Here is a 19,544-nt window from a genome sequence, read left to right on the forward strand (position 1 = left end):
CAACGACAAAGTGTCACATCGGGCGAACACGGGTCAACGGATCACACGTGCGCGGAATCGCTCCGGTCGGGCACGAACCGGTAGCCGACATTGCGCACGGTCCCGATCAGCGACTCGTTCTCGGTGCCGAGCTTGGCGCGCAGCCGCCGGACGTGCACGTCGACCGTCCTGGTGCCGCCGAAGTAGTCGTAGCCCCAGACCTCCTGCAGCAGCTGGGCGCGGGTGAAGACCCGGCCGGGATGCTGGGCGAGGTACTTCAGCAGCTCGAACTCCTTGAACGTCAGGTCGAGCACGTTCCCGCGCAGCCGCGCGGTGTAGGTGGCCTCGTCGATCGACAGGTCGCCGCTGCGGATCTCGTCGGGGACGTCCTCGGCGGCCACCTGCGACCTGCGCCCGGTCGCCATCCGCAGCCGCGCCTCCACCTCGGCGGGCCCCGCCGATTCGAGCAGCACGTCGTCGACCCCCCACTCGGCGGTCATGGCGGCCAGCCCCCCCTCGGTCACCACCACCAGCAGCGGGCAGTCGATGCCCGTGGTGCGGATCAACCGGCACAGACTCTTCGCCTGGACGAGCTCCTTGCGCGCGTCGACGACGACGGCGTCGGCGGGCGGCGTGTCGATGAGCGCCGACACCTCGGCCGGCGAGACCCGGACGGAGTGGAGCAGCAACCCGAGCGCCGGCAGCACCTCGGAGGACGGCTCGAGGGCGTTGGTCAGCATCAGCAGGTTGCTCATTACAGCCTCCTCAAACACGCAAGGACCCGGGGGCGACGTCGCCCAGGTCCTGTACGCGAGGATATCCCACGGCCTGGTCGCGTCCATTGCGCGTCCACCAGGTGAACAGCGGATCCTTTGAAACACGCGTGTTAAGAACGGCGCACAATAGAGCCGAGTCGATTGTGAGGCAGCGCATGGCCACTGGAAAAGTACGTTATTGGGCGGCGGCCAAGGAGGCCGCCGGAGTCGCGGAAGAGTCGTTCGACGCGACAACTCTTGAAGAACTGATGACGAAAATCACAGAAAACCGGGCCGAGCTCGCCCGGGTGGTCGGCCGCTCGTCCTTCCTCGTCGACGGCGCTCCCGTGGGCAGGCGCGCCCACGACACGGTCGTGCTCGGCGAGGGCGTCACGGTCGAGGTGCTGCCGCCCTTCGCCGGCGGGTGATCCGCGGCTCCGGCGGGGAAGGAGAACCGCCGGATCGATAGGCTCGAACCCCCGCCGACGACAGGGAGCCCCATGCGCAAGCTGATCATGTTTCTGCTCGTGCTGGCCGTCCTCCTCGTCGTCGTCGACCGCGTCGCCGTGGCCGGTGTGGAGCGCGACCTCGCCAACCGCATCGCCGCCGCCTCCGACCTCGGTGACACCCCGAAGGTGAGCATCGAGGGCATCCCGTTTCTCACTCAGGCCGTCTCGGGGCACTATCCCGAGGTACGGTTCGATCTCGGCACCCTCACCTACGGAGGCGTGCCGGTGCAGAACCTGCGCGGCGCCGCCTACGACGTGACCGCCCCCCTGTCCGACGTGCTGCAGAACCGAGCCGACGTCCGGGCCGGGCGCGTCACCGTGAGCGGCACGCTCACCCGGGCCACGATCGACAAGTACGCGCCCCGGGGCATCAAGATCAGCGGCAACGGGAGGCGGCTCGTGGCGTCGGGAGAGGTGACGGTGGGGGCGCAGAAGATGCGATTCAACGCGGAGATGCGGGTCGACGTGGCCGACGGCGGCATCCGGCTCCAGGCGGAGAAGATCCAGGGCCTGCCCGACCAGCTCGCCCACTTCGTGACCTACACGATCCCGTTCAAGGGCGGGCTGCCCTTCGACGTGAAGGTCACCGGGGTCAAGAGCGTGGCCGACGGATTGGAGTTCTCGGCCGAAGCGTCTGACGTGCCCATCCGTGGATGAGCCTGAACCGCTGCGGCCCCCCGTACGTGATGAGGGCGTGAGCGCAGCAGGCACCGCGGACGAGGAGCTCGTACGCACCCTCTTCGACGAGCACGCCGGGCCACTCTACGGGTACGTGCTGCGACTCACGGGTGATTCCGGACGTGCGGAGGACGTGGTGCAGGAGACGCTGCTGCGGGCCTGGCGGCACCCCGACGCCCTCTCCGGCCGTCCCATCCGGGCGTGGTTGTTCACGGTGGCGCGTAACCTCGTGGTCGACCAGCACCGCGCCAAGAAGGCCAGGCCGCAGGAGACCGGCGACGAGGCGCTCGCGGTCCTGCCGGCCGACGACGAGCTGGAACGGGCGGTCGAGTCGTGGGCCGTGGCCGAGGCGCTGGCCGCGCTGCGGCCCGAGCACCGCGAGGTGCTGCTGGAGGTCTACTACCGGGGGCGATCGGTGAAGGAGGCGTCGGCGACGCTGGGCATTCCGCCGGGCACGGTCAAGTCGCGCACCTACTACGCGCTGCGCGCGCTCAAGCTGGCACTTGAGGAGCGGGGGCTGGCGCCGTGATGACCTGTGAAGAAGTGCGCATCGCGATGGGCGCGCACGCCTTGGGCGCGCTCGAACCCGACGAGGCGCTGGAGATCGACAACCACCTGGCCACCTGCGAGACCTGCGGCGCCGAGCTGCTCGAACTCGAAGGCGTCGCCGCCTTCCTCGGCAAGGTGTCCGAGCGCGACGTCGAACTGGTGGCCAGCCCGCCGCGCCAGGTGCTCGACCGGCTGCTCAACGCCCGCGCCCGGCGGTACCGGCGCGGGCGGCTCGTGCTGGCCGTGGCCGCCTCCGTCGCGGTGATCGCCGTCGGCGGCACGGTCTGGACCGTCACCCGCCAGGACACCGCGCAGCAGTCGGTCGCCGCGCCCGCGGCCGCCCCCGGGTCCTCGGCGGCCGACGACTCGCTGAAGAGCGAGTCCTACGTCGCCAGTGACGCCGCCCCCGACACCCGGCTCAAGAAGGCCGTCCCGTCACCGAGCACGATGCCCACGAAAACGGGGAGAACCGCCGACGGCCGGGCGTTCAAGGGCGAGAACCCGGCCAAGGACTACTACGCCACGGTCTACGCCCTGCCCGGCGGCGCGACCACCGAGCTGCTGGTGACCGTGCGGAACGTGCCGGTCGGCACCGAGTGCAGCCTGGCCGTCTACGACGACGGAGGGCGGCGCGAGATCGCCGGGAGCTGGACCGTCAGCCGCGAGAGCTATCGCAAGGAGACCGTCTTCCAGATGGAGACGCCGGTCCTCATGCGGAACATCGCCCGTTTCGAGGTCGTCGACCAGGCAGGACGCGTCCTGGTCGAGGTCGCCGGCCCGGCGCGGAAGTAATCGCGGGCCGTCATGGTTGCAGCCTGAGGTGACGGGCCTGTGGATCGCGCTGGCGACGCTGGCGCTCGGTACGGTGATCGGGGTGGTACGTCTGCGCCGCGACGGACGGGTGCGCGCGGCGGCCGGAGAACGGCTGACCGCGGACATGCTGGGCGCCGCCATGGGCGAGCGGGCCACGCTGGTGCAGTTCTCGACCGCGTTCTGCCAGCCCTGCCGGGCGACCAGGCGGGTGCTGGCCGACGTGAGCGCGCTCGTGCCCGGGGTGGCGCACGTCGAGATCGACGCCGAGTCCCGGCTCGACCTGGTGCGCCGGCTCGACATCATGCGCACGCCCACAGTGCTTGTGCTGGATCCGTCAGGGAACGTCGTCAAGAAGGCGTCTGGCCTGCCGCGGAAGGCCGACGTGCTGGCCGCGCTGGGGGCCGCGATCCCCTCCGGGGAGTCATCGCCGTCTCACGAACTGTCTCAGAACTCGGACGAGATGTGACAGATGGCGAGACGACGAGTAGTGTCGACGCCATGAACCCGTCGACAGAGCTGCTCACGAAGCGGCGCGCAGTTGATTTCTGCCGCGTCGCCACCGCGCTCTGTCGCGCTGCCTGAGGACGGTCACCGCGGACATCTGGTCCGCCCCATCGCCCCCTTCAGGAGCATCCTGTGATGCGTGCTGATCCCAGAGCCCTGCGCTTCGCCGCGGCCATCACCACCCTGGTCCTCGCTCTCGTCCTCGTGACGGGCAGCGCGTGGCTGCTTGCCGCCCAGGCGGTGGTTTTCGCACTCGGAGTCGCGCGGCTCTCGCCGTACACGATGCTCTTCAAGGCGCTCGTCAAAAGCGCCCCGAAGGAGACGGAGGACGCTCGCCCGCCGCGGTTCGCGCAGGGGGTCGGGCTGCTCTTCGCGGTCGTGGGGCTGGCCGGGTTCGCCGCCGGGATCACATCGCTGGCCCTCGGGGCCACGGCCGCGGCTCTCCTCGCCGCCTTCCTCAACGCAGCCTTCGGATTCTGCCTCGGCTGCGAAACGTACCTGCTCACCCGCCGTCTACTGCCCGCCGCCAACATGGAGGTTTCCGAATGAGCCGCTCCGCCGCCCTGGTGGACGCCGACTGGGTCGAGGCCAACCTCGACACCCCTGGCGTCGTACTCGTCGAGGTCGACGAAGACGTCAGCGCCTATGACAAGGGCCACATCCGTGGCGCCGTGAAGGTCGACTGGCGGCAGGACCTGCAGGACCCGGTCCGCCGCGACTTCGTGGACAAGACCGGTTTCGAGGCCCTGCTGTCGGACCGCGGCATTTCCAACGATGACACCGTCGTGCTCTACGGCGGCAACAACAACTGGTTCGCGTCCTACGCCTACTGGTACTTCAAGCTCTACGGCCACCAGGACGTCAAGCTGCTCGACGGCGGGCGCAAGAAGTGGGAGCTCGACTCCCGCGAGCTGGTCCGCGACGTGCCCGAGCGCGCCAAGACCCAGTACGTCGCCCAGGAGCAGGACTCCGCGATCCGCGCCTTCCGCGACGACGTGGTCTCCGCGATCGGCAAGCTCAACCTGGTCGACGTGCGCTCGCCCGACGAGTTCACCGGCAAGCTGCTCGCCCCGGCCCACCTCCCGCAGGAGCAGGCCCAGCGCGGCGGCCACGTGCCCACGGCCCGCAACATCCCGTGGTCCAAGGCCGCCAACGACGACGGCACCTTCAAGTCCGACGACGCGCTGCGCGCCCTCTACGGCGAGGCCGGCGTCGACTTCGGCAAGGACACCATCGCCTACTGCCGCATCGGCGAGCGTTCGGCGCACACCTGGTTCGTGCTGCACGAGCTCCTCGACCAGGCCAACGTGAAGAACTACGACGGTTCGTGGACCGAGTACGGCTCGCTCGTGGGCGTGCCGATCGAGCTGGGAGAGGCCCGCTGATGACCACTGCACAGGGTTGCGGAGCGCCGGAGCAGACCATCGCGCTGCCGGCCGGGATCGATCTGTCCAACCAGGCCGTCATCCAGGGCGTGGTGACGGGCGCCACCACCGCCTACGCGCGGCTGCTCGACCACTCCGGCGAGTTCACCGGTGAGGTCGTCGTCTCCGACGACGGCGTCTTCCGCTTCTTCGCCGCTCCCGGCGACTGGACCGTCCGCATCATCGCGGGCGGCGGCGTCACCCGGGACGTTCAGGTGGAGGCCAGGCTGGGTGAGGTCTCCCAGCTCGCGGTCGCCGTCTGAGCCCGACAGCGTCAAGGCGGGGCCCGTGTCCACATCGGACACGGGCCCCGTCCCCGTTCCGGGCGGACGCAACCGAAACCGGCGCGGCGGTGTTGGAGAGATTGTGAGTGGAACCGACTGCCTCGACCCGGTGCGCAAAGCGCTCCTCGACGACCTCGACGAGGGCTTCGCCGAGCTGTACGCCGCCCACCGCGGCCTGGTCTTCTCGACCGCGCTGCGGCTGAGCGGGCGCTGGGCCGACGCCGAGGATCTCACCGCCGAGGCGTTCCTGCGGGCGTACCGGGCGCTGGCGGGTTACGGGCCCGACCGCGTGGCCGCGTTGCAGCCGCGGGCCTGGCTGATGACGATCCTCATGAACATCTGGCGCAACTGCGCCAGGGCCAAATCCCGCAAACCGCCGCCCGACCTGCGTGACGAACCCGTGGACGAGCCCGACCCCGCCCAGAACGTCGAGGAGGCGGCGGTCCGCAAGGAGACCGGCGACGAGCTGTCGGAGCTGCTCGGCCTGCTGCCCGACGAGCAGCGGGCCGCGGTGGTGCTCCGGCACGTCGTCGACCTGCCGGTCAGCGAGATCGCCACCGTGCTCAGGATTCCGCAGGGCACGGTCAAGTCACACGTGTCGCGAGGGCTGCGGCGGCTCCGTGAACTGGGAGGTGCCCGATGAACAACGATTCGCTACTGGCCGGGCTGGCCGGGCTGGCCACCGACGCGCCCGACGGGCTGCTCGACCGGATCGCCGCCCGCTGGGTGAGCGTGCCCGCGCCGATCGGCGAGCTGCGCGTGGCCTTCACCGACCAGGGCGTGGCGTACGTGCACGCCGGCGACGACTTCGCCGCCTCCTTCAGGAAACGCTTCGGCCGGCCGCTGCTGGCCGCCGAACGGCCGCCCGCCGGGCTGCTGCCCGCGCTGCGCACCGGCCGCCTGGGCAAGCTGCCGCTGGACCTGCGCGGCGTCAGCGGCTTCCAGCGCGACGTGCTCGACGCGGTCAGGACGATCCCGAGGGGCGAGGTCAGGCCGTACGCGTGGGTGGCCGCGCAGATCGGGCGGCCGCGGGCCGTACGGGCGGTGGGGACGGCGCTCGGCGCCAACCCGGTGCCGCTGCTCGTGCCCTGCCACCGGGTCGTCAGGTCCGACGGCGTGACCGGCGACTACGTGTTCGGCCCGGCGGCCAAGGAACGGCTGCTGCTGGCCGAGGGCGTCGATCTCGACCGGGTGCGCTCGCTGGCCGGGGAGCGGGTGTTCTACCTGGCCAGCGACACCACCGGCGTGGTGTGCTTCCCGACCTGCCACAACGCCCGCCGGATCACCCCCGCCCACCGCCACGGCTTCCGCAGCCTGGCCCAGGCCAGGGCGGCCGGCTACCGGCCGTGCCGCACCTGCCGGCCCGCTCAGGTGGAAGGCTTGGCCGGGTAACGCATCAGAAGGGTCGCGCGCACGACGTCGGGGCCGTGCGCGCGGTAGCCGTGGGGGACGTCGGCCAGCCAGGAGATGTGGTCGCCGGGCCCGGCCGTGAGCGGTTCGTGGATCGGGCCGGCGCTGAGCGTGCCGCTGAAGACCGTGACGTGCTCGCTGACGCCCTTGTGGTGGGCGGGGGAGGTCTGGGTGATGCCCGGCGGCACGCGGACGCGGTAGAGCTCGTAGGTGACGCTGTCGTCCTCGAAGACCTCCAGCAGGTCGGCCTCGATGGCGGCGCCGCGCATGGTCCGCGGTTCGGGCGGGGAGTCGAGTATCGCCCCGATGGGCACGCCGAGCTGCGCGGTGATCGCCCAGAGCGTCTCCAGCGTGGGGTTGCGGGTGCCGGTCTCGACGCCGGACAGCGTGGCCTTGCCGATGCCCGCCCGTTTGGCGAGCTCGGACAGCGAGACTCCGCGCGCCTGTCGCAGCCGTCGCAGCCGATCACCGACGACGGCGGGGTCCTGGTCGAACGCGGGCAGCGGGTCCATGACGCCATCGTGCCGCACGGTTCGTCCGATGTGGACCGCCGATCCTTCGGCTCCCGGATTTGTCACTGCACGGAAATGGTCCGCGAACACGCTGGTCATCGGGTGTCCGCGAGTTGCGGCTGCGGCGCAAGGGACAGACCGCTACGATTCAGCAGATGTCCGGATCGACAGGTGTGATGGCGCCGCCCCGACCTGGGTCTGCGCCGGCTCAGCGGATGCCGTCGCCGTACTCGCTGCCCCTGCACGCGCTGCGCCTCGCGGGGAGATGCGCGCTGCCGCTGATCCTCTGGTACGCGGCGGGCCAGGTCGTGCGCTTCGCCTTGCTGTACGCCGCCACCGAGCTCGCCTACGGCGACTTCCGGCAGGTCCGGCTGGTGGGCACGGTCACGTTCCTGACCATGATCGTCCTCGCGGTGATGACGGTCACCACGGGCATGCTCTACACCCTGCGCGGCGCGCTGTGGGAGATGCGTGCCCGGAGGAGCGAGGGCGTCGAGGACGAGCGCTTCTTCAGGGTGCTCGACCGGGTGGCCCCCGCCTTCGCGGTGCTCTACCTCTCATGGGGCTGGCACGTGGAGGACGCGCGCGCCCTCCAGCGCATGGACCTGAACCACCACTTCTACGACATGACGTCGGCGGCCTGGTTCGGTGAGAAGACCCAGGTCGGCAAGGGGCTGACCGACCTCGACTGGCGGGTGTCGCTGGGCGCGATGGTCGTGCTGTTCGGCCTGAAGTGGCTGTTCGCCAAGTTCGTGGAGCAGGGCAAGGGCAAACTGTTCGGCTTCGGCGCCGCCTTCTCCGAGTTCGCCTTCGTCTTCTACGGCCTGAACGCCACCGTCGCCATCGCCGGGCTGCGCTCCGACTGGGTGGAGCACCGCAGCGTGGTCGCCGGCACCGAGGACCTGGTGGAGCAGGCGGAGAAGAGCGTGCCGCTGTGGAAGACGGTCACGGACGCGGTGGGCGACTTCTGGCCGTACTTCATCGACGGCGTCGCCGTCCCGCTGGCCTGGCTGACCATCGCGATGCTCGTGTTCGGCGCCTACTCCGACGAGACCCGCAGCCTGTTCAAGGGCACCCGGCTCGAACGGGGCGTGGACCGGCTGGAGGGCAGCCACGACCTCACCAAGAGGTCGTTCGACCAGCTCACCGGCGGCTTCCGGGACCGCTGGCTGCCGCTGGCCAACTCCCTACGGATGATCATCAAGGGTGGCGCGCCGCTGTTCGGCATGATGTGCCTGTGCTACGTCGTCCTCACCGTGGGCGCCGAGTACGCCGAGCGCGCCGTGGTGACGCTCGTCGGCTCGCAGGCCGAGTGGGCCTGGACGTACAAGCAGGGGCCGGTGACGTTCGTGCGCGAGATGGTCGTCACCGTGCTCACCATGGCGCTGCTGGCGGCCACGTACGACCTGGCCGCCACGCGGGCCAGGCTCAAGGGCGAGCCGCTCACCGACGTCTGAACCGCAGCACGTCCGCTTCCGGCTTGCCCGCCTTCTCGCGCTTGAAGAAGTCCGCCGTGGGGGTGTCGGAGCGGTAGTCGCTGGGCGTGAAGGAGAGCTCGACCTCGTTCGCGACCGGCGTCGGGACGATGGCCATGCCTTCGATCTTGTACTCCTTGCCCAGCTCCAGCCGGTCCGTCGGGCGATCGCCCGGCTCGAACTCCACCGTCCAGCTCCGGCCGGCGCGGTCCTCCAGCTTGACCTTGCCCGGCGCGGCGGTCATGGTCGCGCTGCCCTCGTCGAGCAGCTTCTGGGTGATGTCCACCTTCAGCCAGGTGACCTCGGGGCCGTGCTTGCTGCCCTGAGGGGCCGGGACGGTGCTCAGCGCGGCCTTCCACTCGATGTCGTGGAGCTTGCCCGACTGGCCGGGGGCGACGGAGATCTCCCTGACCGTGATGCCGTCGGTGATGGTCGTGTCGTAGAAGACGTAACCGTCGTACGTGGTGAGGCCCATGGCGACGACGGACGCCACGACGGCGCCCACGGCGACCAGGACCAGCCGGCCGCGGCTGGGCTGCGGGGGCTCCTGCGGCGCCGGCGGCTGCTCCGGCGGCACGGAGCCCGCGCCGGGAGCCGCGCCGGGAGCCGCGCCGGGGGCCGTGCCGGGAGCCGCGCCGGGGGCCGTGCCGGGAGCCGCGCCGGGGGCCCGCTGCGGGGACGGCATGGTCATGCCGGGGCGGATGGCGGGCAACGGCTGCGTGCTGCGGCCTCCGGAGGACTCCCGGGGGGCGGGCGGCCAGACCTGCTGATCGGGGTGCACGTACCGGCCGCGTTCCGGCCCCTGCTGCCCGAACCCGTGCCCGGCGGACGGCTGCCCCCCGAACCCGGCCCCTGACGCCCCTTGCCCGAACCCGGCACCCGTCGCGGGCGTGCCCTGCCCGAAAGGCCCCTGTGCGGGGTTCTGCGGTGCTTCGGGCATCCGGGGGCCACCGGGCGATCCCGCGCCGGGCATGCCGTACCCGGGGGGCGGCGTGGGGTGGTTCGGGGGCGGCGAGACCGTACGGCGGCGGCGGGGCCTGGGCGGCCTGGCCGGCAGGGGCGCCTGCGGCTCCGGCGCGGACGCCTGCCCGGGCGCGGGGAACGCCGGGGACGCCGGAGCCGCAGGCGGTCCCGGAGGCGTCGCCGGGCCCGGTGGCGGCGGGGGAGGCGGGAAGGCCGAAGGGGAAGGGTCCTCGGCCTGCTGGTCGTTCCTGGGGGCGAACCAGTCGCGCTCGTTCGTGCTCACAGTGCGATCACTTCTTGACGGTGGAGTAGACGGCCTGCGGCGAGGCCGCGAGCTTGCGCGCGGCCTCCTCGTCGAGCCCGAGGTCGACCTCGACCTCCGGCTGGAACGGCTCCACCACCACCTCGGCCGGCAGCCCGAAGACCACCCGCGCCCCCGGCAACGCCGATGGAGGAACCTCGAAGAAGAACCGCCCGCTGACCCAGATGTCGGGCTGCACCCACGTGTTGGCCAGCGTCAGAGGGCTCGCCACGCGGTCGGTGGCGTCGAACTTCTTGCCGTCCGTGGTCAGCAGCTCCGGCTGGCCCAGGTGGTACGGCTTGAGGCTCGACTTGGCCGAGGCGGTGACCACCAGGAACAGGTTGTCCGTCGCGATGGTCTGGTCGCTGTTCTGGATCGTCTTGGCGGCCACGAACGAGTCGAGCCGTACGGTGAACCGCCGGGCGTCCACGCTCTCGCCCTTGACGCCCTTGTACGTCACCTTGGCGCTCGCCTCGTTGGCGGACAGGTGGAACGTCTGGAGCCCGACGGCGGCGGCCGCCAGCAGCAGCCCGGCGCACGCGTTGAGCAGCGTCGAGCCCCGCTTGCGCCCGTGTCCGGCGTGGCGGTCGGGACGGCCGGGGCGGTCCGGGACGGCGGAGGAACGCGGCTGGATGGCGGTCATGCCCCCTCACCCGCCTTGACCGGCATCGTCACGCGGGCCTTCACCTCGGGGAAGAACTTGTCGTCCTTCTCCTCGGCGATCATCTGCCAGCGCAGCCGCTGGTCCTCGAAGCCGGGGACGTACTCGAAGGTGGCCACGTCGACGGTGACCTTGTCCGGTGGCCGTTCGGTCGCGCCGAGCCGGTAGCGGACGAGGACCTGGCTGGTCACGCCCGGATGGAGCTGCCGGGTCTCGTCGCCCTTGTTCACGGCGTAGACGAAGGGCCCCGACTCCTTGGGGAACTTGGGGCTGATGGCCACGAGCGAGTCGGCGAAGGACTCGCCGAGCCACGCCTGTTCCGGTTTGGCGGGGTCGGGAGGCAGGCCGACGCTGGACGTCTCGTCCCCCTTGTTGGTGACCTCGAAGACCAGCTCCACGAACCGCTTGTCCTCGTCGAACTGGGTCTCGGCCTTCTCCACCTTGACCCGCGACTCGACGAAGCGCGTGGAGTAACGGCCCTGGTCCAGGGTCGCGCCCTGGGCGAGCAGGTCCGGGCCCTTGTCGGCGGCCTCGTTCAGCCCGCCCAGCAAGGCGGTGATGCCGACGGCCGTGACCGCCACGAGAGCCACGATGGGCACCGCCACCGGGCGTCTGGGCCTCGTGTCGCCGGAGGGTTCCGTCATGGGTATGGATGGTAATAGGTCACGCTTGCCCCATCTGCCGCAATGCTCCCTTCTGGCGGGTGGAATTGCCGCGAACCCTGCCGCTACGGGGGTGGAAGCTCATACGCTGTCACGGAGCGGAAAAGGGCTGGCCCCTGCAACTAACGACATATCGCGGCCGGAGGGTCACGTGGCGGACGTGCATCCCGAGCATGCCCAGCTCCAGGCGGACCGCATCTACCTGGGGTGGCAGTACATGCTGCTGCATCCCGACCCCGGACCGCCGCCCAAACGGCCCTCGCCGGTCCAGGAGCCCGCGCCGGCCGCGGAGTCGTCCGAGCGCGCGGCGGCCGAGGCGCTGCGCCGCGAGCGGCTCCAGGAGGACATGCTCAACCGGCCCGTACGCGTCATCCGGGCCATCAGCCTGACCGTGTCCGTGCTGATCCTCGTGGCCGCGTTCAGCGGCTACCTGGGGTGGTCGTTCGCGATCCTCGGGCTGGTCGCGGCCGGAGGGGTGGCGGGCATCTGCACCTACGCCCTGCTCCAGGGTGACCGGGCGGTGCGCTTCAGGGTGCTCGAACAGCAGGCCAGGGACGACCGGCAACGTCAGGAACGTGACAAAGAACTGTTCCGCGCCCAGGAGGAGCACGCCCGGCGCTACCGCGAGTGGCAGGAGTCCAAGGAGCGCCACGAACGCCAGCTCACCTGGTACGCCGTCGCCGTCCCCGACGAGATCGACCGCATCGACGTGGCCGGCGGCACGCTGCCGGGCTGGTCCGCGCTGATCACGCTGCTCGGCGCCACCCGGCTCTACAGCGGCGGCCACCTCACCGTGCTCGACCTGTCGGAGGGCGCGATCGCCAAGGACCTGATCGAGCTGGCCCGCAAGGGCGGCGACGACCCGCTGGTCTGGGTGCTGCCGGTCGACCTGCCCAAGCTCGACCTCGGGGCCACGCTGAAGCCGGAGGCGTTCGCCGACGTGCTGGCCCACGTGGTCAGCGTGAGCGAGGAGCAGCGCACCACGCGTGACCTCAGCTTCGACAACGCCATCCTGGAGCGGGTGCTCGAAGTGCTCGGCGAGAACGCCACCATCAGCCAGGTCACCGCCGCCCTGCGCGCCCTGGCGCAGGTCGGCGACCCGCGGGACGACCTGCGCTTCGGCCTGATCACCGCGCCCCAGCTCGAACGCATCGGCACGCTGTTCGGCCGCGGCGTGAGCGACCGGGTGGTGATCGAGCGCGCCTGGGCCCTGGAGTCGCAGCTGCGCAAGCTGGAGACGCTCGGTACCCAGGCCGTGCGCCTGCCGCCCGCCCGGCTGCGGGTGGTGAGCATGGACCGGCAGGCCGGCGTGTTCGGCAACCGCGTGCTCGGCACGTACGTGGCCACCGCGCTCACCCACATCCTGCGCCAGTCGCCCGCCTCCGACCGGCCCTGGTACCACACGATCATCGTGGCGGGCGCCGACAAGCTCCGCGGCGACGTGCTCGACCGGCTCATGGACGCGTGCGAGACCTCCCGTACGGGGCTGGTGCTGACGTACCGGAGCCTGACCCCCACCGTGAAGGAGCGCCTGGGGCGCGGCCACGCGGCGGTGGCGTTCATGCGCCTCGGCAACGCCGAGGACGCCCGGGTCGCCAGCGAGCACGTCGGCACCGAGCACCGGCTGGAGCTGGCCCAGCTCACCGAGACGATCAGCGACGCCCTGCCGGGCCTCGACGGCGGCTACACCTCCACCATCTCCCAGGTCGACGACGACCGGCACGACCGCGGCGACGGCCACGCCGACCTGGTCGAGGACATCACCGAGTCCACCGAGTGGGGCAGGACCGCGGACAAGATCTCCGAGACCGAGCGCGTGCTGCACCGTTCGCGCGAGTTCCTGGTCGAGCCGCACCAGCTCCAGCAGCTCCCCACGACGTCCGTGATCGTCACCGACGCGACCGCCGAGGGCCGGCGGGTGCGGCTGGCCGACGCCAACCCGGCCATCCTGACCTTCCCCAAGACCACGCTGGGCGATCTGGAGGAGGTGCGCGAGGCCGTGCTGGCCCTTGAGGCGGGCGACGAGGGCGCCGACGGAGAGCCGCCACCCAACCTCGGGCCACCACCGCCACGCCTTGACTGGCGCAAGGGCAGGCAATGACCTGGTCAAGGGCGTGGTGAGGAGCTGACGATCGGCGGGACTTTACTGAGAACCGACTGTGGGGGAATTGAAAGATGCAGCCGAGTGTCTCGCTGAGCGGGCCCTGGTATCGGATCCAGTCGATCGCCGCACCCTCGCGAAGCTCGTCGGCGGAATGGGATTTCGTCACGGTGCTGCCCGCCGTGCTGTCGGCGGCGCAGCGTGACCGGCCGTTCGTCATCGGGTGGCTGTCGCGAGGTTCCGGCGCGCCGCTCGAACTGATCACCAACGCCGGCCCGCTCTCGCCGCCGCGCCAGCCACGACGGGCGACCGACGTGCCCGGCCTGCCGACCGGGCCGCAGCCACTGCTGTTCCCCGGCGGCGCGCGGGGCATCGAGCTGGACGAGGAGTACCTGGCCGACCTGGCCGACCTGGTCTGGACGCCGTGCCCCGGCCGCCAGGCGCCGCCACTGGGCGGGCGGGGACGCGAGTTCGCCGGGTCCGACCCCGACGAGCTGAGGCGGCCCACGCTGTTCGAGTCGACGCTGGTCACGCTCATGTCGCGGCCGTTCGCCTGGCTGGTCGTGGCCGAGCCGACCGACCTGCTCGACGCCGAGGTGGCGCACCTGCGCACCCAGCTCAACGTCCTGCGGCAGTACGGCGACGCCTCCGAGCGCTCCCGGTTCGACGCCGAACGGGCCGAGCGCCGCATGCAGGAGCTCGACGCCTTCCGCGAGGCCGGCCTGTGGAACGTGCGGGTGCTGGCCGGCGGTGCCACCGCCGAGGAGCTGCGGCAGATCGCGCCCGTGCTCGTCGGGTCCGTCGAGATGAGCCACCACCCGTACCGGCTGCGCAGCGCGCACGGCGCGGTCTACGCGCTGTCGGAGGCCCTGGCCATCACCATGCAGGACCCGGCCGACAGCGCCGCCGCGCCCTTCGCCGCCACCGCGGGCGCGCTCGCCGCGCTGGCCGGGCTGCCCCGGCGCGAGGTCCCCGGCGTACGCGTGCTCGACTCCGGCTTCTTCGACGTGACCTCCGAGGCCGACGGCGGCGAGCTGGAGCTGGGCGAGATCCTCGACGGCCAGGACAGGGGGGTGGGCAGCTTCCGGGTGCCCCTGGCCACGCTCAACAGGCACGCGTTCGTCACCGGCGCGACCGGCTCGGGCAAGTCCCAGACCGTCCGGCACCTGCTGGAGCAGCTCAGCGAGGCGCGCATCCCCTGGCTGGCCATCGAGCCGGCCAAGTCCGAGTACGCGGCCATGGCCGGCCGCATCGCCGATCCGGTGACGGTGATCAATCCCTCGGCGCCCGAGGGCGTGCCGCTCAGCGTCAACCCGCTCGAACCCGAGCCCGGTTATCCCGTCCAGGCGCACATCGACATGATCAGGGCGCTGTTCATGGCGGCGTTCGACGCCGAGGAGCCGTTCCCGCAGATCATGTCGCTGTCCCTGCAACGGGTCTACGAGGCCACCGGCTGGGACGTCGTCACCGGCGGCGCCGTGCCCGGCTCGAACGTCCCGCCCAGCGTGCCGACGCTCGAACAGCTCCAGCAGCACGCCATGGACGTCATCAAGGAGATCGGCTACGGCCGCGAGGTCCAGGCCGACGTCGAGGGCTTCATCTCGCTCAGGCTGCGGTCGTTGCGGGTCGGCTCGGCCGGGCGCTTCTTCGAGGGCGGCCACCCGGCCGACATCGGCGGCCTGCTGGAGCGCAACGTCGTCCTCGCCATCGAGGACGTCGCCAACGACGAGGACAAGGCGTTCCTCATGGGCACGCTGATCATCCGGATCGTCGAGCACCTGCGCATGCGGGCCAGGAAGGAGAAGTCGGCCGGGCTGCGGCACGTCATCGTGATCGAGGAGGCCCACCGGCTGCTGCGCGACCGCGGCCACGGGCGGGCCTCCACCCACGCCGTCGAGCTGCTGGCCGGCCTGCTCGCCGAGATCAGGGCGTACGGCGAGGGCATCGTGGTGGCCGAGCAGATCCCGACCAAACTCGTCTCCGACGTCGTGAAGAACACCGCGCTGAAGGTCGTCCACCGGTTGCCCGCCGAGGACGACAGGAAGCTCGTCGGCGCGGCCATGAACCTCAGCGACGAGCAGTCCAGGCACGTCGTGTCGCTCCAGCCGGGCTCGGCCGCGGTGTTCGCCGACGGCATGGACCGGCCGTTGCGCGTGCGCGTCCCGCTGGGCGAGTCGCGGGAGAAGCCGCTGCCGGGCCCACAGCCGCCCATCCGCGGGCGCAGGTCGGCCGCCTGCGGGGCGCAGTGCCGTACCGGCCAGGCGTGCACCCTGGTGGAGCTGAGGGAGGCCGACGTCCTCGCCGACGGGCCGGACTGGGCGTGGCTGCGCATCTGGTGCGACACGGTCGTGCTCGCCTTCGTCAGCAACCGGCCGCTGCCCGGCGTGCCGCGCGCCCTGTCGGCGTCCTGGGCCGAGCTGCCCGCCCGCCGCCGCGAGTGCCTGCTCGCCACCCTGGTCGAACGTGCCGTCCAGCGGCGGGCCTGGTCGCTGCGGAGCTGGTTCGACCCGGCGCTGCTCACCGAGAAGGCCGCCGAGGTCGCCGCGCGGCTGCTGTCCGGGGCCGAGGCCGGCGGCGACCGTCCCGGGGCGTCGTGGGTGATCCCGCAGGTGCGCTGGCTGCACGAGGTCGACCGGCTCTTCCCGTACGGCCAGCCCGCCCCCAACCTGCGCAGCCCGGCCCCGCCCATGGAGTACGCCCTGTTCCGCGGGGCCAACGGCAACGGCGGCGCCGACCTGGTGCACGCCGAGCTGCTCGGCCACCGCGCCAAGGCCCTGCGCCACCACCCGCTGTCCATGGAGGTGGACCACAACCGGGCCCTGGCCTGGCGGGTGATCCTGGGCGACGACGAGAACGAGAACGTGCAGCGCGACATCACGAACGTGGCGATCGGCATCGAGGCGTCGGCCAGGATCAGGCACGTGGGCCAGACGATGGGCGCGGGCTGGCTGGAGGGTGTGCTGTCGTGGCCGCAGCGGTTCGTCCTGCCGTTCGAGCACGGTGGAGCCCCGGAGATCGCCTTCGTCGAGGCGCCCTCGTCCTGACGCCCCCGGGGCGCCACGGCTAGCGGTCGCGGCGGCGTTCGAGGCGTTTGCGCCGGGCCACCTCGCGCTTGTGCTCGGCCAGCTCGCGCCGCCGTTCCCGCCGCCCCTGCGCGGCCTCCTGCCTGCGGCTCTCCAGCTCCAGCCGCATCGCCTCCTGGGAGGCCGTGCTCCGCACGGACACCTGCGCCGCGGCCCGCGCCGCCAGCTTGGCCGCCCGCTGGGGGTTGACCCGCCGCACCCGCTCCCCGGCGGCCACGGCGGGCGCGGCATGGGCCTGCTCCAGCAGGGGGACGCCATGGCGCATCAGGAACGCGTGCAGCTCGGGATCGGTGGGCTCGGACCCGAGGGTGAACCGGGTCGCCCGCAGCCGCCCGCCTTCGGCGACCTCCAGCACCCCGACCCAGAACGGGCCGTCCAGGTAGACCGACAACGTGACCATCTTCTCCGCCCTTCATCCAGACATGCCGGGAAAACGACCTGGACAGGCCGCTTCCGGCACACCGGACATCCCTGGAAGGGCGGATACGTGAGGCTTCGCCCGGGCTACCAACCGGGCCGCGTTTTCGTGTGCAACTCCAGAGTACGACTCAACGGCGACTAGGATCCATGGGCATGACCCAGCTTCCTCTGCGGGCTCAGCTCGCCAGCGCCCTGGGACGCAGCGCCGCCACGCTCTCGCGGATGACCGGGCGCGGTGACGGCTCGGTGATCGGCGGCAGGGTCGGCCTGCTGCTTGAGCCCGACCTCCTGCGCAAGCTGGCCCGCGACCGCAAGCTGGCCCTGGTCAGCGCCACCAACGGCAAGACCACCACGACCAGGCTGATCACCTCCGCGCTGCTGGAGATGGGCGAGGTGGCCACCAACGCCTTCGGCGCCAACATGCCGGCGGGCCACGTCTCGGCGCTCTCCCAGCAAAAGGGCGCCCCCTACGGCGTGCTGGAGGTCGACGAGAAGTACCTGCCGGAGGTGCTCGACACCACCGGCGCGGGCGTCGTCTGCCTGATGAACCTCAGCCGCGACCAGATGGACCGCGCGGCCGAGATCTGGCTGCTCGCGCAGAAGTGGCGCAGGGCGCTGTCCGGCAGGCCCACCCACGTCATCGCCAACTGCGACGACCCCCTCGTCACCTGGGGGGCCTCCACGGCCGCCAAGGTCACCTGGGTCGCGGGCGGGCAGCGCTGGAAGGAGGACTCCTGGTGCTGCCCCGAGTGCGGCGGCCCCCTCGACCGCAAAGACGCCGACTGGTCCTGCCGTGAGTGCACCTTCCACCGTCCCGAGCCGCAGTGGATGCTCGACGACGACGTCGCCGTCGACCCGCGCGGGCAGCGCTGGCTGCTCGACATCCAGCTTCCCGGCCTGGCCAATCGCTCCAACGCGGTGATGGCGCTGGCCGTGGCCGACGCGTTCGGGCTGCCGGTCGACCGGGCGCTGCCCCGGCTGCGCGAGGTCACGTCGGTGGCCGGCCGCTACACCACGGTCGAGCGCGACGGCCGCCACGCGCGGCTGCTGCTGGCCAAGAACCCGGCGGGCTGGCTGGAGGCGTTCGACGTCGCCGACCCGCAGCTGCCGATCATCCTCTCGGTCAACGCGCAGGGCCCCGACGGCCGCGACACCTCGTGGTTGTGGGACGTCGACTACCGCATTCTGCGCGGCCGTCCGGTCTTCGTCACTGGTGAGCGACGGCTCGACCTGGCGCTCCGGCTCGACGTGGCCGACGTGCCGTTCACGTTGTGCAGCTCGTTCTCCGAGGCGCTGGCCATGCAGCCGCCCGGCCGGGTCGACGTGATCGCCAACTACACCGCCTTCCAGCTGATCCGATCGGAGTTCGGACGTGCCCTCTGACAGCGCCCTCAGCATCGTCTGGATCTACCCCGACCTGCTGAGCACGTACGGCGACCAGGGCAACGTGCTCGTCCTGGAGCAGCGTGCGCAGCGCAGGGGCATCGAGGTCGAGACCGTCTACGTCCGCTCGGCCGACCCCGTGCCGGAGAGCGGCGACATCTACCTCATCGGCGGCGGCGAGGACCGTCCGCAGATCCTGGCCGCCCAGCGCCTGCGCCGCGACGGCGGGCTCCAGCGGGCCATCGCCCGGGGCGCGGCGATGCTGGCGGTGTGCGCCGGCTACCAGATCATGGGCAGCACGTTCGGCGGCGAGGAGGGCCAGCCGGTCGACGGCATCGGCCTGCTCGACATCGCCAGCTCGCGCGGCCCGGCGCGGGCCGTGGGCGAGCTGGTCGCCGAGGTCGACGCCGCGCTCAACCTGCCCACGCTGACCGGCTTCGAGAACCACATGGGCGTCACGCACCTGGGCCAGGGCGTGCGGCCGCTGTCCAAGACGGTCGCCGGGGTGGGCAACGGCGACGGCTTCGAGGGCTGCTACGCGGGCCACGTGGTGGGCACGTACCTGCACGGCCCCGCGCTGGCGCGCAACCCCGCCCTGGCCGACCTGCTGCTGTCGTGGCGCGTGGGCGACCTGACGCCGCTCGACGACTCCCGCTACGAGGCCCTGCGCCAGGAGCGGCTCAACACCGTGCTGTCCGGCTGACGGCCTAGTAGATCAGGGCCTGGGCGCCTTCGCTGACCGCCTCCTCGACGAACGCGGGCGCGCCGGCGATGCGCACGCCCTCGATCACGTCGTCGACCGTGATGTCCCGGCGGGCGGCGCACTGCGTGCACAGCGTCACCCGGCCCGCCGCCAGGACGGCTTCCAGCAGGTCGGCCAGCGGCGCGGCGTGCGGCAGGCTGAACTCCTCGGCCCGGCCCGGCAGGGCGAACCAGGACGACTCGCCGGTCAGCCAGAGCGAGACCGGCACGCCGCTCGCCAGCGCGGCCGCCGCCACCGTGAAGGCCTGGTTGCATCGCTCAGGGGCGTCCGCCCCCGCGGTCACCTTGATCACCAATGAACGTGCCATGGCGTCAC

Annotated in this window: 22 protein-coding genes; 15 read left to right on the plus strand and 7 right to left on the minus strand. The window is 71.7% G+C overall.

Features of this window, described 5'->3' with window-relative positions; genetic code table 11:
• Nucleotides 1-41 precede the first annotated feature (41 nt).
• Nucleotides 42-734 (minus strand): response regulator transcription factor, encoded by a 693-nt coding sequence (locus tag ACIA8R_RS35245; RefSeq protein WP_364096096.1) that lies wholly within the window; start codon nucleotides 732-734, stop codon nucleotides 42-44.
• Between the two features lie 176 nt (nucleotides 735-910).
• On the opposite strand from ACIA8R_RS35245, the gene ACIA8R_RS35250 reads away from it, so the two are divergent.
• From ACIA8R_RS35250 to ACIA8R_RS35295, 10 genes are all read left to right on the plus strand, one after another.
• Nucleotides 911-1,162, plus strand: a complete 252-nt coding sequence (locus ACIA8R_RS35250; protein WP_357706196.1) for a MoaD/ThiS family protein — start codon at nucleotides 911-913, stop codon at nucleotides 1,160-1,162.
• Nucleotides 1,163-1,234: 72 nt separating this feature from the next.
• Nucleotides 1,235-1,900 carry a DUF2993 domain-containing protein gene (locus ACIA8R_RS35255; protein ID WP_357706197.1) on the plus strand — a complete coding sequence of 222 codons (666 nt, stop codon included), beginning with the start codon at nucleotides 1,235-1,237 and terminating at the stop codon, nucleotides 1,898-1,900.
• 37 nt (nucleotides 1,901-1,937) lie between these two features.
• A complete protein-coding gene (locus tag ACIA8R_RS35260; protein ID WP_125643242.1) occupies nucleotides 1,938-2,450 on the plus strand; it encodes a sigma-70 family RNA polymerase sigma factor in 513 nt (170 codons plus the stop codon).
• Nucleotides 2,450-3,262 carry an anti-sigma factor family protein gene (locus ACIA8R_RS35265; protein ID WP_397042188.1) on the plus strand — a complete coding sequence of 271 codons (813 nt, stop codon included), beginning with the start codon at nucleotides 2,450-2,452 and terminating at the stop codon, nucleotides 3,260-3,262. The genes ACIA8R_RS35260 and ACIA8R_RS35265 overlap by 1 nt, the downstream gene beginning before the upstream one ends.
• Nucleotides 3,263-3,290: 28 nt before the next feature.
• The gene (locus ACIA8R_RS35270; RefSeq protein ID WP_357706200.1) at nucleotides 3,291-3,749 is read left to right on the plus strand and encodes a thioredoxin family protein; all 459 of its coding nucleotides are present in this window, start codon (nucleotides 3,291-3,293) and stop codon (nucleotides 3,747-3,749) included.
• Between the two features lie 173 nt (nucleotides 3,750-3,922).
• On the plus strand, nucleotides 3,923-4,336 hold the full coding sequence (locus tag ACIA8R_RS35275; RefSeq protein WP_357706201.1) for a DUF4395 domain-containing protein: 414 nt from the start codon (nucleotides 3,923-3,925) through the stop codon (nucleotides 4,334-4,336).
• Entirely contained in the window at nucleotides 4,333-5,172 is an 840-nt protein-coding gene (locus ACIA8R_RS35280; protein ID WP_357706202.1) for a sulfurtransferase, read from the plus strand. Before ACIA8R_RS35275 ends, ACIA8R_RS35280 begins: the two co-directional genes overlap by 4 nt.
• Nucleotides 5,172-5,474 (plus strand): DUF1416 domain-containing protein, encoded by a 303-nt coding sequence (locus ACIA8R_RS35285; RefSeq protein ID WP_357706203.1) that lies wholly within the window; start codon nucleotides 5,172-5,174, stop codon nucleotides 5,472-5,474. The genes ACIA8R_RS35280 and ACIA8R_RS35285 overlap by 1 nt, the downstream gene beginning before the upstream one ends.
• 103 nt (nucleotides 5,475-5,577) lie before the next feature.
• Nucleotides 5,578-6,138, plus strand: a complete 561-nt coding sequence (locus ACIA8R_RS35290) for a sigma-70 family RNA polymerase sigma factor (protein WP_357706204.1) — start codon at nucleotides 5,578-5,580, stop codon at nucleotides 6,136-6,138.
• A complete protein-coding gene (locus ACIA8R_RS35295; RefSeq protein ID WP_357706205.1) occupies nucleotides 6,135-6,887 on the plus strand; it encodes a methylated-DNA--[protein]-cysteine S-methyltransferase in 753 nt (250 codons plus the stop codon). Before ACIA8R_RS35290 ends, ACIA8R_RS35295 begins: the two co-directional genes overlap by 4 nt.
• Here ACIA8R_RS35295 and ACIA8R_RS35300 read toward each other — a convergent pair.
• Nucleotides 6,863-7,417 (minus strand): XRE family transcriptional regulator, encoded by a 555-nt coding sequence (locus tag ACIA8R_RS35300; RefSeq protein ID WP_357706206.1) that lies wholly within the window; start codon nucleotides 7,415-7,417, stop codon nucleotides 6,863-6,865. The two genes, ACIA8R_RS35295 and ACIA8R_RS35300, sit on opposite strands and share 25 nt — an antisense overlap.
• Before the next feature lie 215 nt (nucleotides 7,418-7,632).
• Here ACIA8R_RS35300 and ACIA8R_RS35305 point away from each other — a divergent pair, with 215 nt between their 5' ends.
• Nucleotides 7,633-8,874 (plus strand): hypothetical protein, encoded by a 1,242-nt coding sequence (locus ACIA8R_RS35305; protein WP_357706207.1) that lies wholly within the window; start codon nucleotides 7,633-7,635, stop codon nucleotides 8,872-8,874.
• Here the strand turns inward: ACIA8R_RS35305 and ACIA8R_RS35310 are convergent.
• The 3 genes from ACIA8R_RS35310 to ACIA8R_RS35320 are packed head-to-tail and all read right to left on the minus strand — an operon-like array spanning nucleotide 8,861 to nucleotide 11,461.
• Entirely contained in the window at nucleotides 8,861-10,138 is a 1,278-nt protein-coding gene (locus ACIA8R_RS35310; protein WP_397042189.1) for a hypothetical protein, read from the minus strand. The two genes, ACIA8R_RS35305 and ACIA8R_RS35310, sit on opposite strands and share 14 nt — an antisense overlap.
• Before the next feature lie 7 nt (nucleotides 10,139-10,145).
• Nucleotides 10,146-10,799, minus strand: coding sequence for a hypothetical protein (locus tag ACIA8R_RS35315; RefSeq protein ID WP_397042190.1), 654 nt, complete (start codon nucleotides 10,797-10,799; stop codon nucleotides 10,146-10,148).
• Nucleotides 10,796-11,461: a hypothetical protein gene (locus ACIA8R_RS35320; RefSeq protein ID WP_357706210.1), complete on the minus strand. Its 666-nt coding sequence runs from the start codon at nucleotides 11,459-11,461 to the stop codon at nucleotides 10,796-10,798. Before ACIA8R_RS35320 ends, ACIA8R_RS35315 begins: the two co-directional genes overlap by 4 nt.
• 169 nt (nucleotides 11,462-11,630) lie before the next feature.
• Between ACIA8R_RS35320 and ACIA8R_RS35325 the strand changes: the two genes are divergently transcribed.
• Nucleotides 11,631-13,580, plus strand: a complete 1,950-nt coding sequence (locus tag ACIA8R_RS35325) for a hypothetical protein (RefSeq protein ID WP_364096072.1) — start codon at nucleotides 11,631-11,633, stop codon at nucleotides 13,578-13,580.
• 74 nt (nucleotides 13,581-13,654) lie between these two features.
• Entirely contained in the window at nucleotides 13,655-16,624 is a 2,970-nt protein-coding gene (locus ACIA8R_RS35330; RefSeq protein WP_357706212.1) for an ATP-binding protein, read from the plus strand.
• Nucleotides 16,625-16,643: 19 nt separating this feature from the next.
• On the opposite strand, the gene ACIA8R_RS35335 is transcribed toward ACIA8R_RS35330, so the two are convergent.
• Nucleotides 16,644-17,063 (minus strand): DUF2992 family protein, encoded by a 420-nt coding sequence (locus ACIA8R_RS35335; protein WP_397042191.1) that lies wholly within the window; start codon nucleotides 17,061-17,063, stop codon nucleotides 16,644-16,646.
• Nucleotides 17,064-17,236: 173 nt separating this feature from the next.
• On the opposite strand from ACIA8R_RS35335, the gene ACIA8R_RS35340 reads away from it, so the two are divergent.
• Together ACIA8R_RS35340 and ACIA8R_RS35345 are read left to right on the plus strand one after the other, a co-directional pair.
• On the plus strand, nucleotides 17,237-18,466 hold the full coding sequence (locus ACIA8R_RS35340; RefSeq protein WP_357706214.1) for a MurT ligase domain-containing protein: 1,230 nt from the start codon (nucleotides 17,237-17,239) through the stop codon (nucleotides 18,464-18,466).
• Nucleotides 18,456-19,169 carry a glutamine amidotransferase gene (locus tag ACIA8R_RS35345; RefSeq protein ID WP_357706215.1) on the plus strand — a complete coding sequence of 238 codons (714 nt, stop codon included), beginning with the start codon at nucleotides 18,456-18,458 and terminating at the stop codon, nucleotides 19,167-19,169. Before ACIA8R_RS35340 ends, ACIA8R_RS35345 begins: the two co-directional genes overlap by 11 nt.
• Before the next feature lie 4 nt (nucleotides 19,170-19,173).
• Here the strand turns inward: ACIA8R_RS35345 and ACIA8R_RS35350 are convergent, their stop codons facing one another.
• Complete coding sequence (locus ACIA8R_RS35350; protein WP_357706216.1) at nucleotides 19,174-19,536, minus strand: DsrE family protein; 363 nt, start codon at nucleotides 19,534-19,536, stop codon at nucleotides 19,174-19,176.
• Between the last annotated feature and the right edge of the window lie 8 nt (nucleotides 19,537-19,544).

The sequence above is a fragment of the Nonomuraea sp. NPDC051191 genome (genome assembly GCF_044455665.1).
GTDB lineage: Bacteria > Actinomycetota > Actinomycetes > Streptosporangiales > Streptosporangiaceae > Nonomuraea.

Bases quoted from the DNA above. Each gene is read 5' to 3' on its own strand.
- ACIA8R_RS35340 (WP_357706214.1), top strand. From the start codon at position 17,237: ATGACCCAGCTTCCTCTGCGGGCTCAGCTCGCCAGCGCCCTGGGACGC.
- ACIA8R_RS35255 (WP_357706197.1), top strand. From the start codon at position 1,235: ATGCGCAAGCTGATCATGTTTCTGCTCGTGCTGGCCGTCCTCCTCGTC.
- ACIA8R_RS35300 (WP_357706206.1), bottom strand. From the start codon at position 7,417: ATGGACCCGCTGCCCGCGTTCGACCAGGACCCCGCCGTCGTCGGTGAT.
- ACIA8R_RS35245 (WP_364096096.1), bottom strand. From the start codon at position 734: ATGAGCAACCTGCTGATGCTGACCAACGCCCTCGAGCCGTCCTCCGAG.
- ACIA8R_RS35350 (WP_357706216.1), bottom strand. From the start codon at position 19,536: ATGGCACGTTCATTGGTGATCAAGGTGACCGCGGGGGCGGACGCCCCT.
- ACIA8R_RS35285 (WP_357706203.1), top strand. From the start codon at position 5,172: ATGACCACTGCACAGGGTTGCGGAGCGCCGGAGCAGACCATCGCGCTG.
- ACIA8R_RS35315 (WP_397042190.1), bottom strand. From the start codon at position 10,799: ATGACCGCCATCCAGCCGCGTTCCTCCGCCGTCCCGGACCGCCCCGGC.
- ACIA8R_RS35305 (WP_357706207.1), top strand. From the start codon at position 7,633: ATGCCGTCGCCGTACTCGCTGCCCCTGCACGCGCTGCGCCTCGCGGGG.
- ACIA8R_RS35335 (WP_397042191.1), bottom strand. From the start codon at position 17,063: ATGGTCACGTTGTCGGTCTACCTGGACGGCCCGTTCTGGGTCGGGGTG.
- ACIA8R_RS35330 (WP_357706212.1), top strand. From the start codon at position 13,655: ATGCAGCCGAGTGTCTCGCTGAGCGGGCCCTGGTATCGGATCCAGTCG.
- ACIA8R_RS35295 (WP_357706205.1), top strand. From the start codon at position 6,135: ATGAACAACGATTCGCTACTGGCCGGGCTGGCCGGGCTGGCCACCGAC.
- ACIA8R_RS35265 (WP_397042188.1), top strand. From the start codon at position 2,450: ATGACCTGTGAAGAAGTGCGCATCGCGATGGGCGCGCACGCCTTGGGC.
- ACIA8R_RS35280 (WP_357706202.1), top strand. From the start codon at position 4,333: ATGAGCCGCTCCGCCGCCCTGGTGGACGCCGACTGGGTCGAGGCCAAC.
- ACIA8R_RS35275 (WP_357706201.1), top strand. From the start codon at position 3,923: ATGCGTGCTGATCCCAGAGCCCTGCGCTTCGCCGCGGCCATCACCACC.
- ACIA8R_RS35320 (WP_357706210.1), bottom strand. From the start codon at position 11,461: ATGACGGAACCCTCCGGCGACACGAGGCCCAGACGCCCGGTGGCGGTG.
- ACIA8R_RS35250 (WP_357706196.1), top strand. From the start codon at position 911: ATGGCCACTGGAAAAGTACGTTATTGGGCGGCGGCCAAGGAGGCCGCC.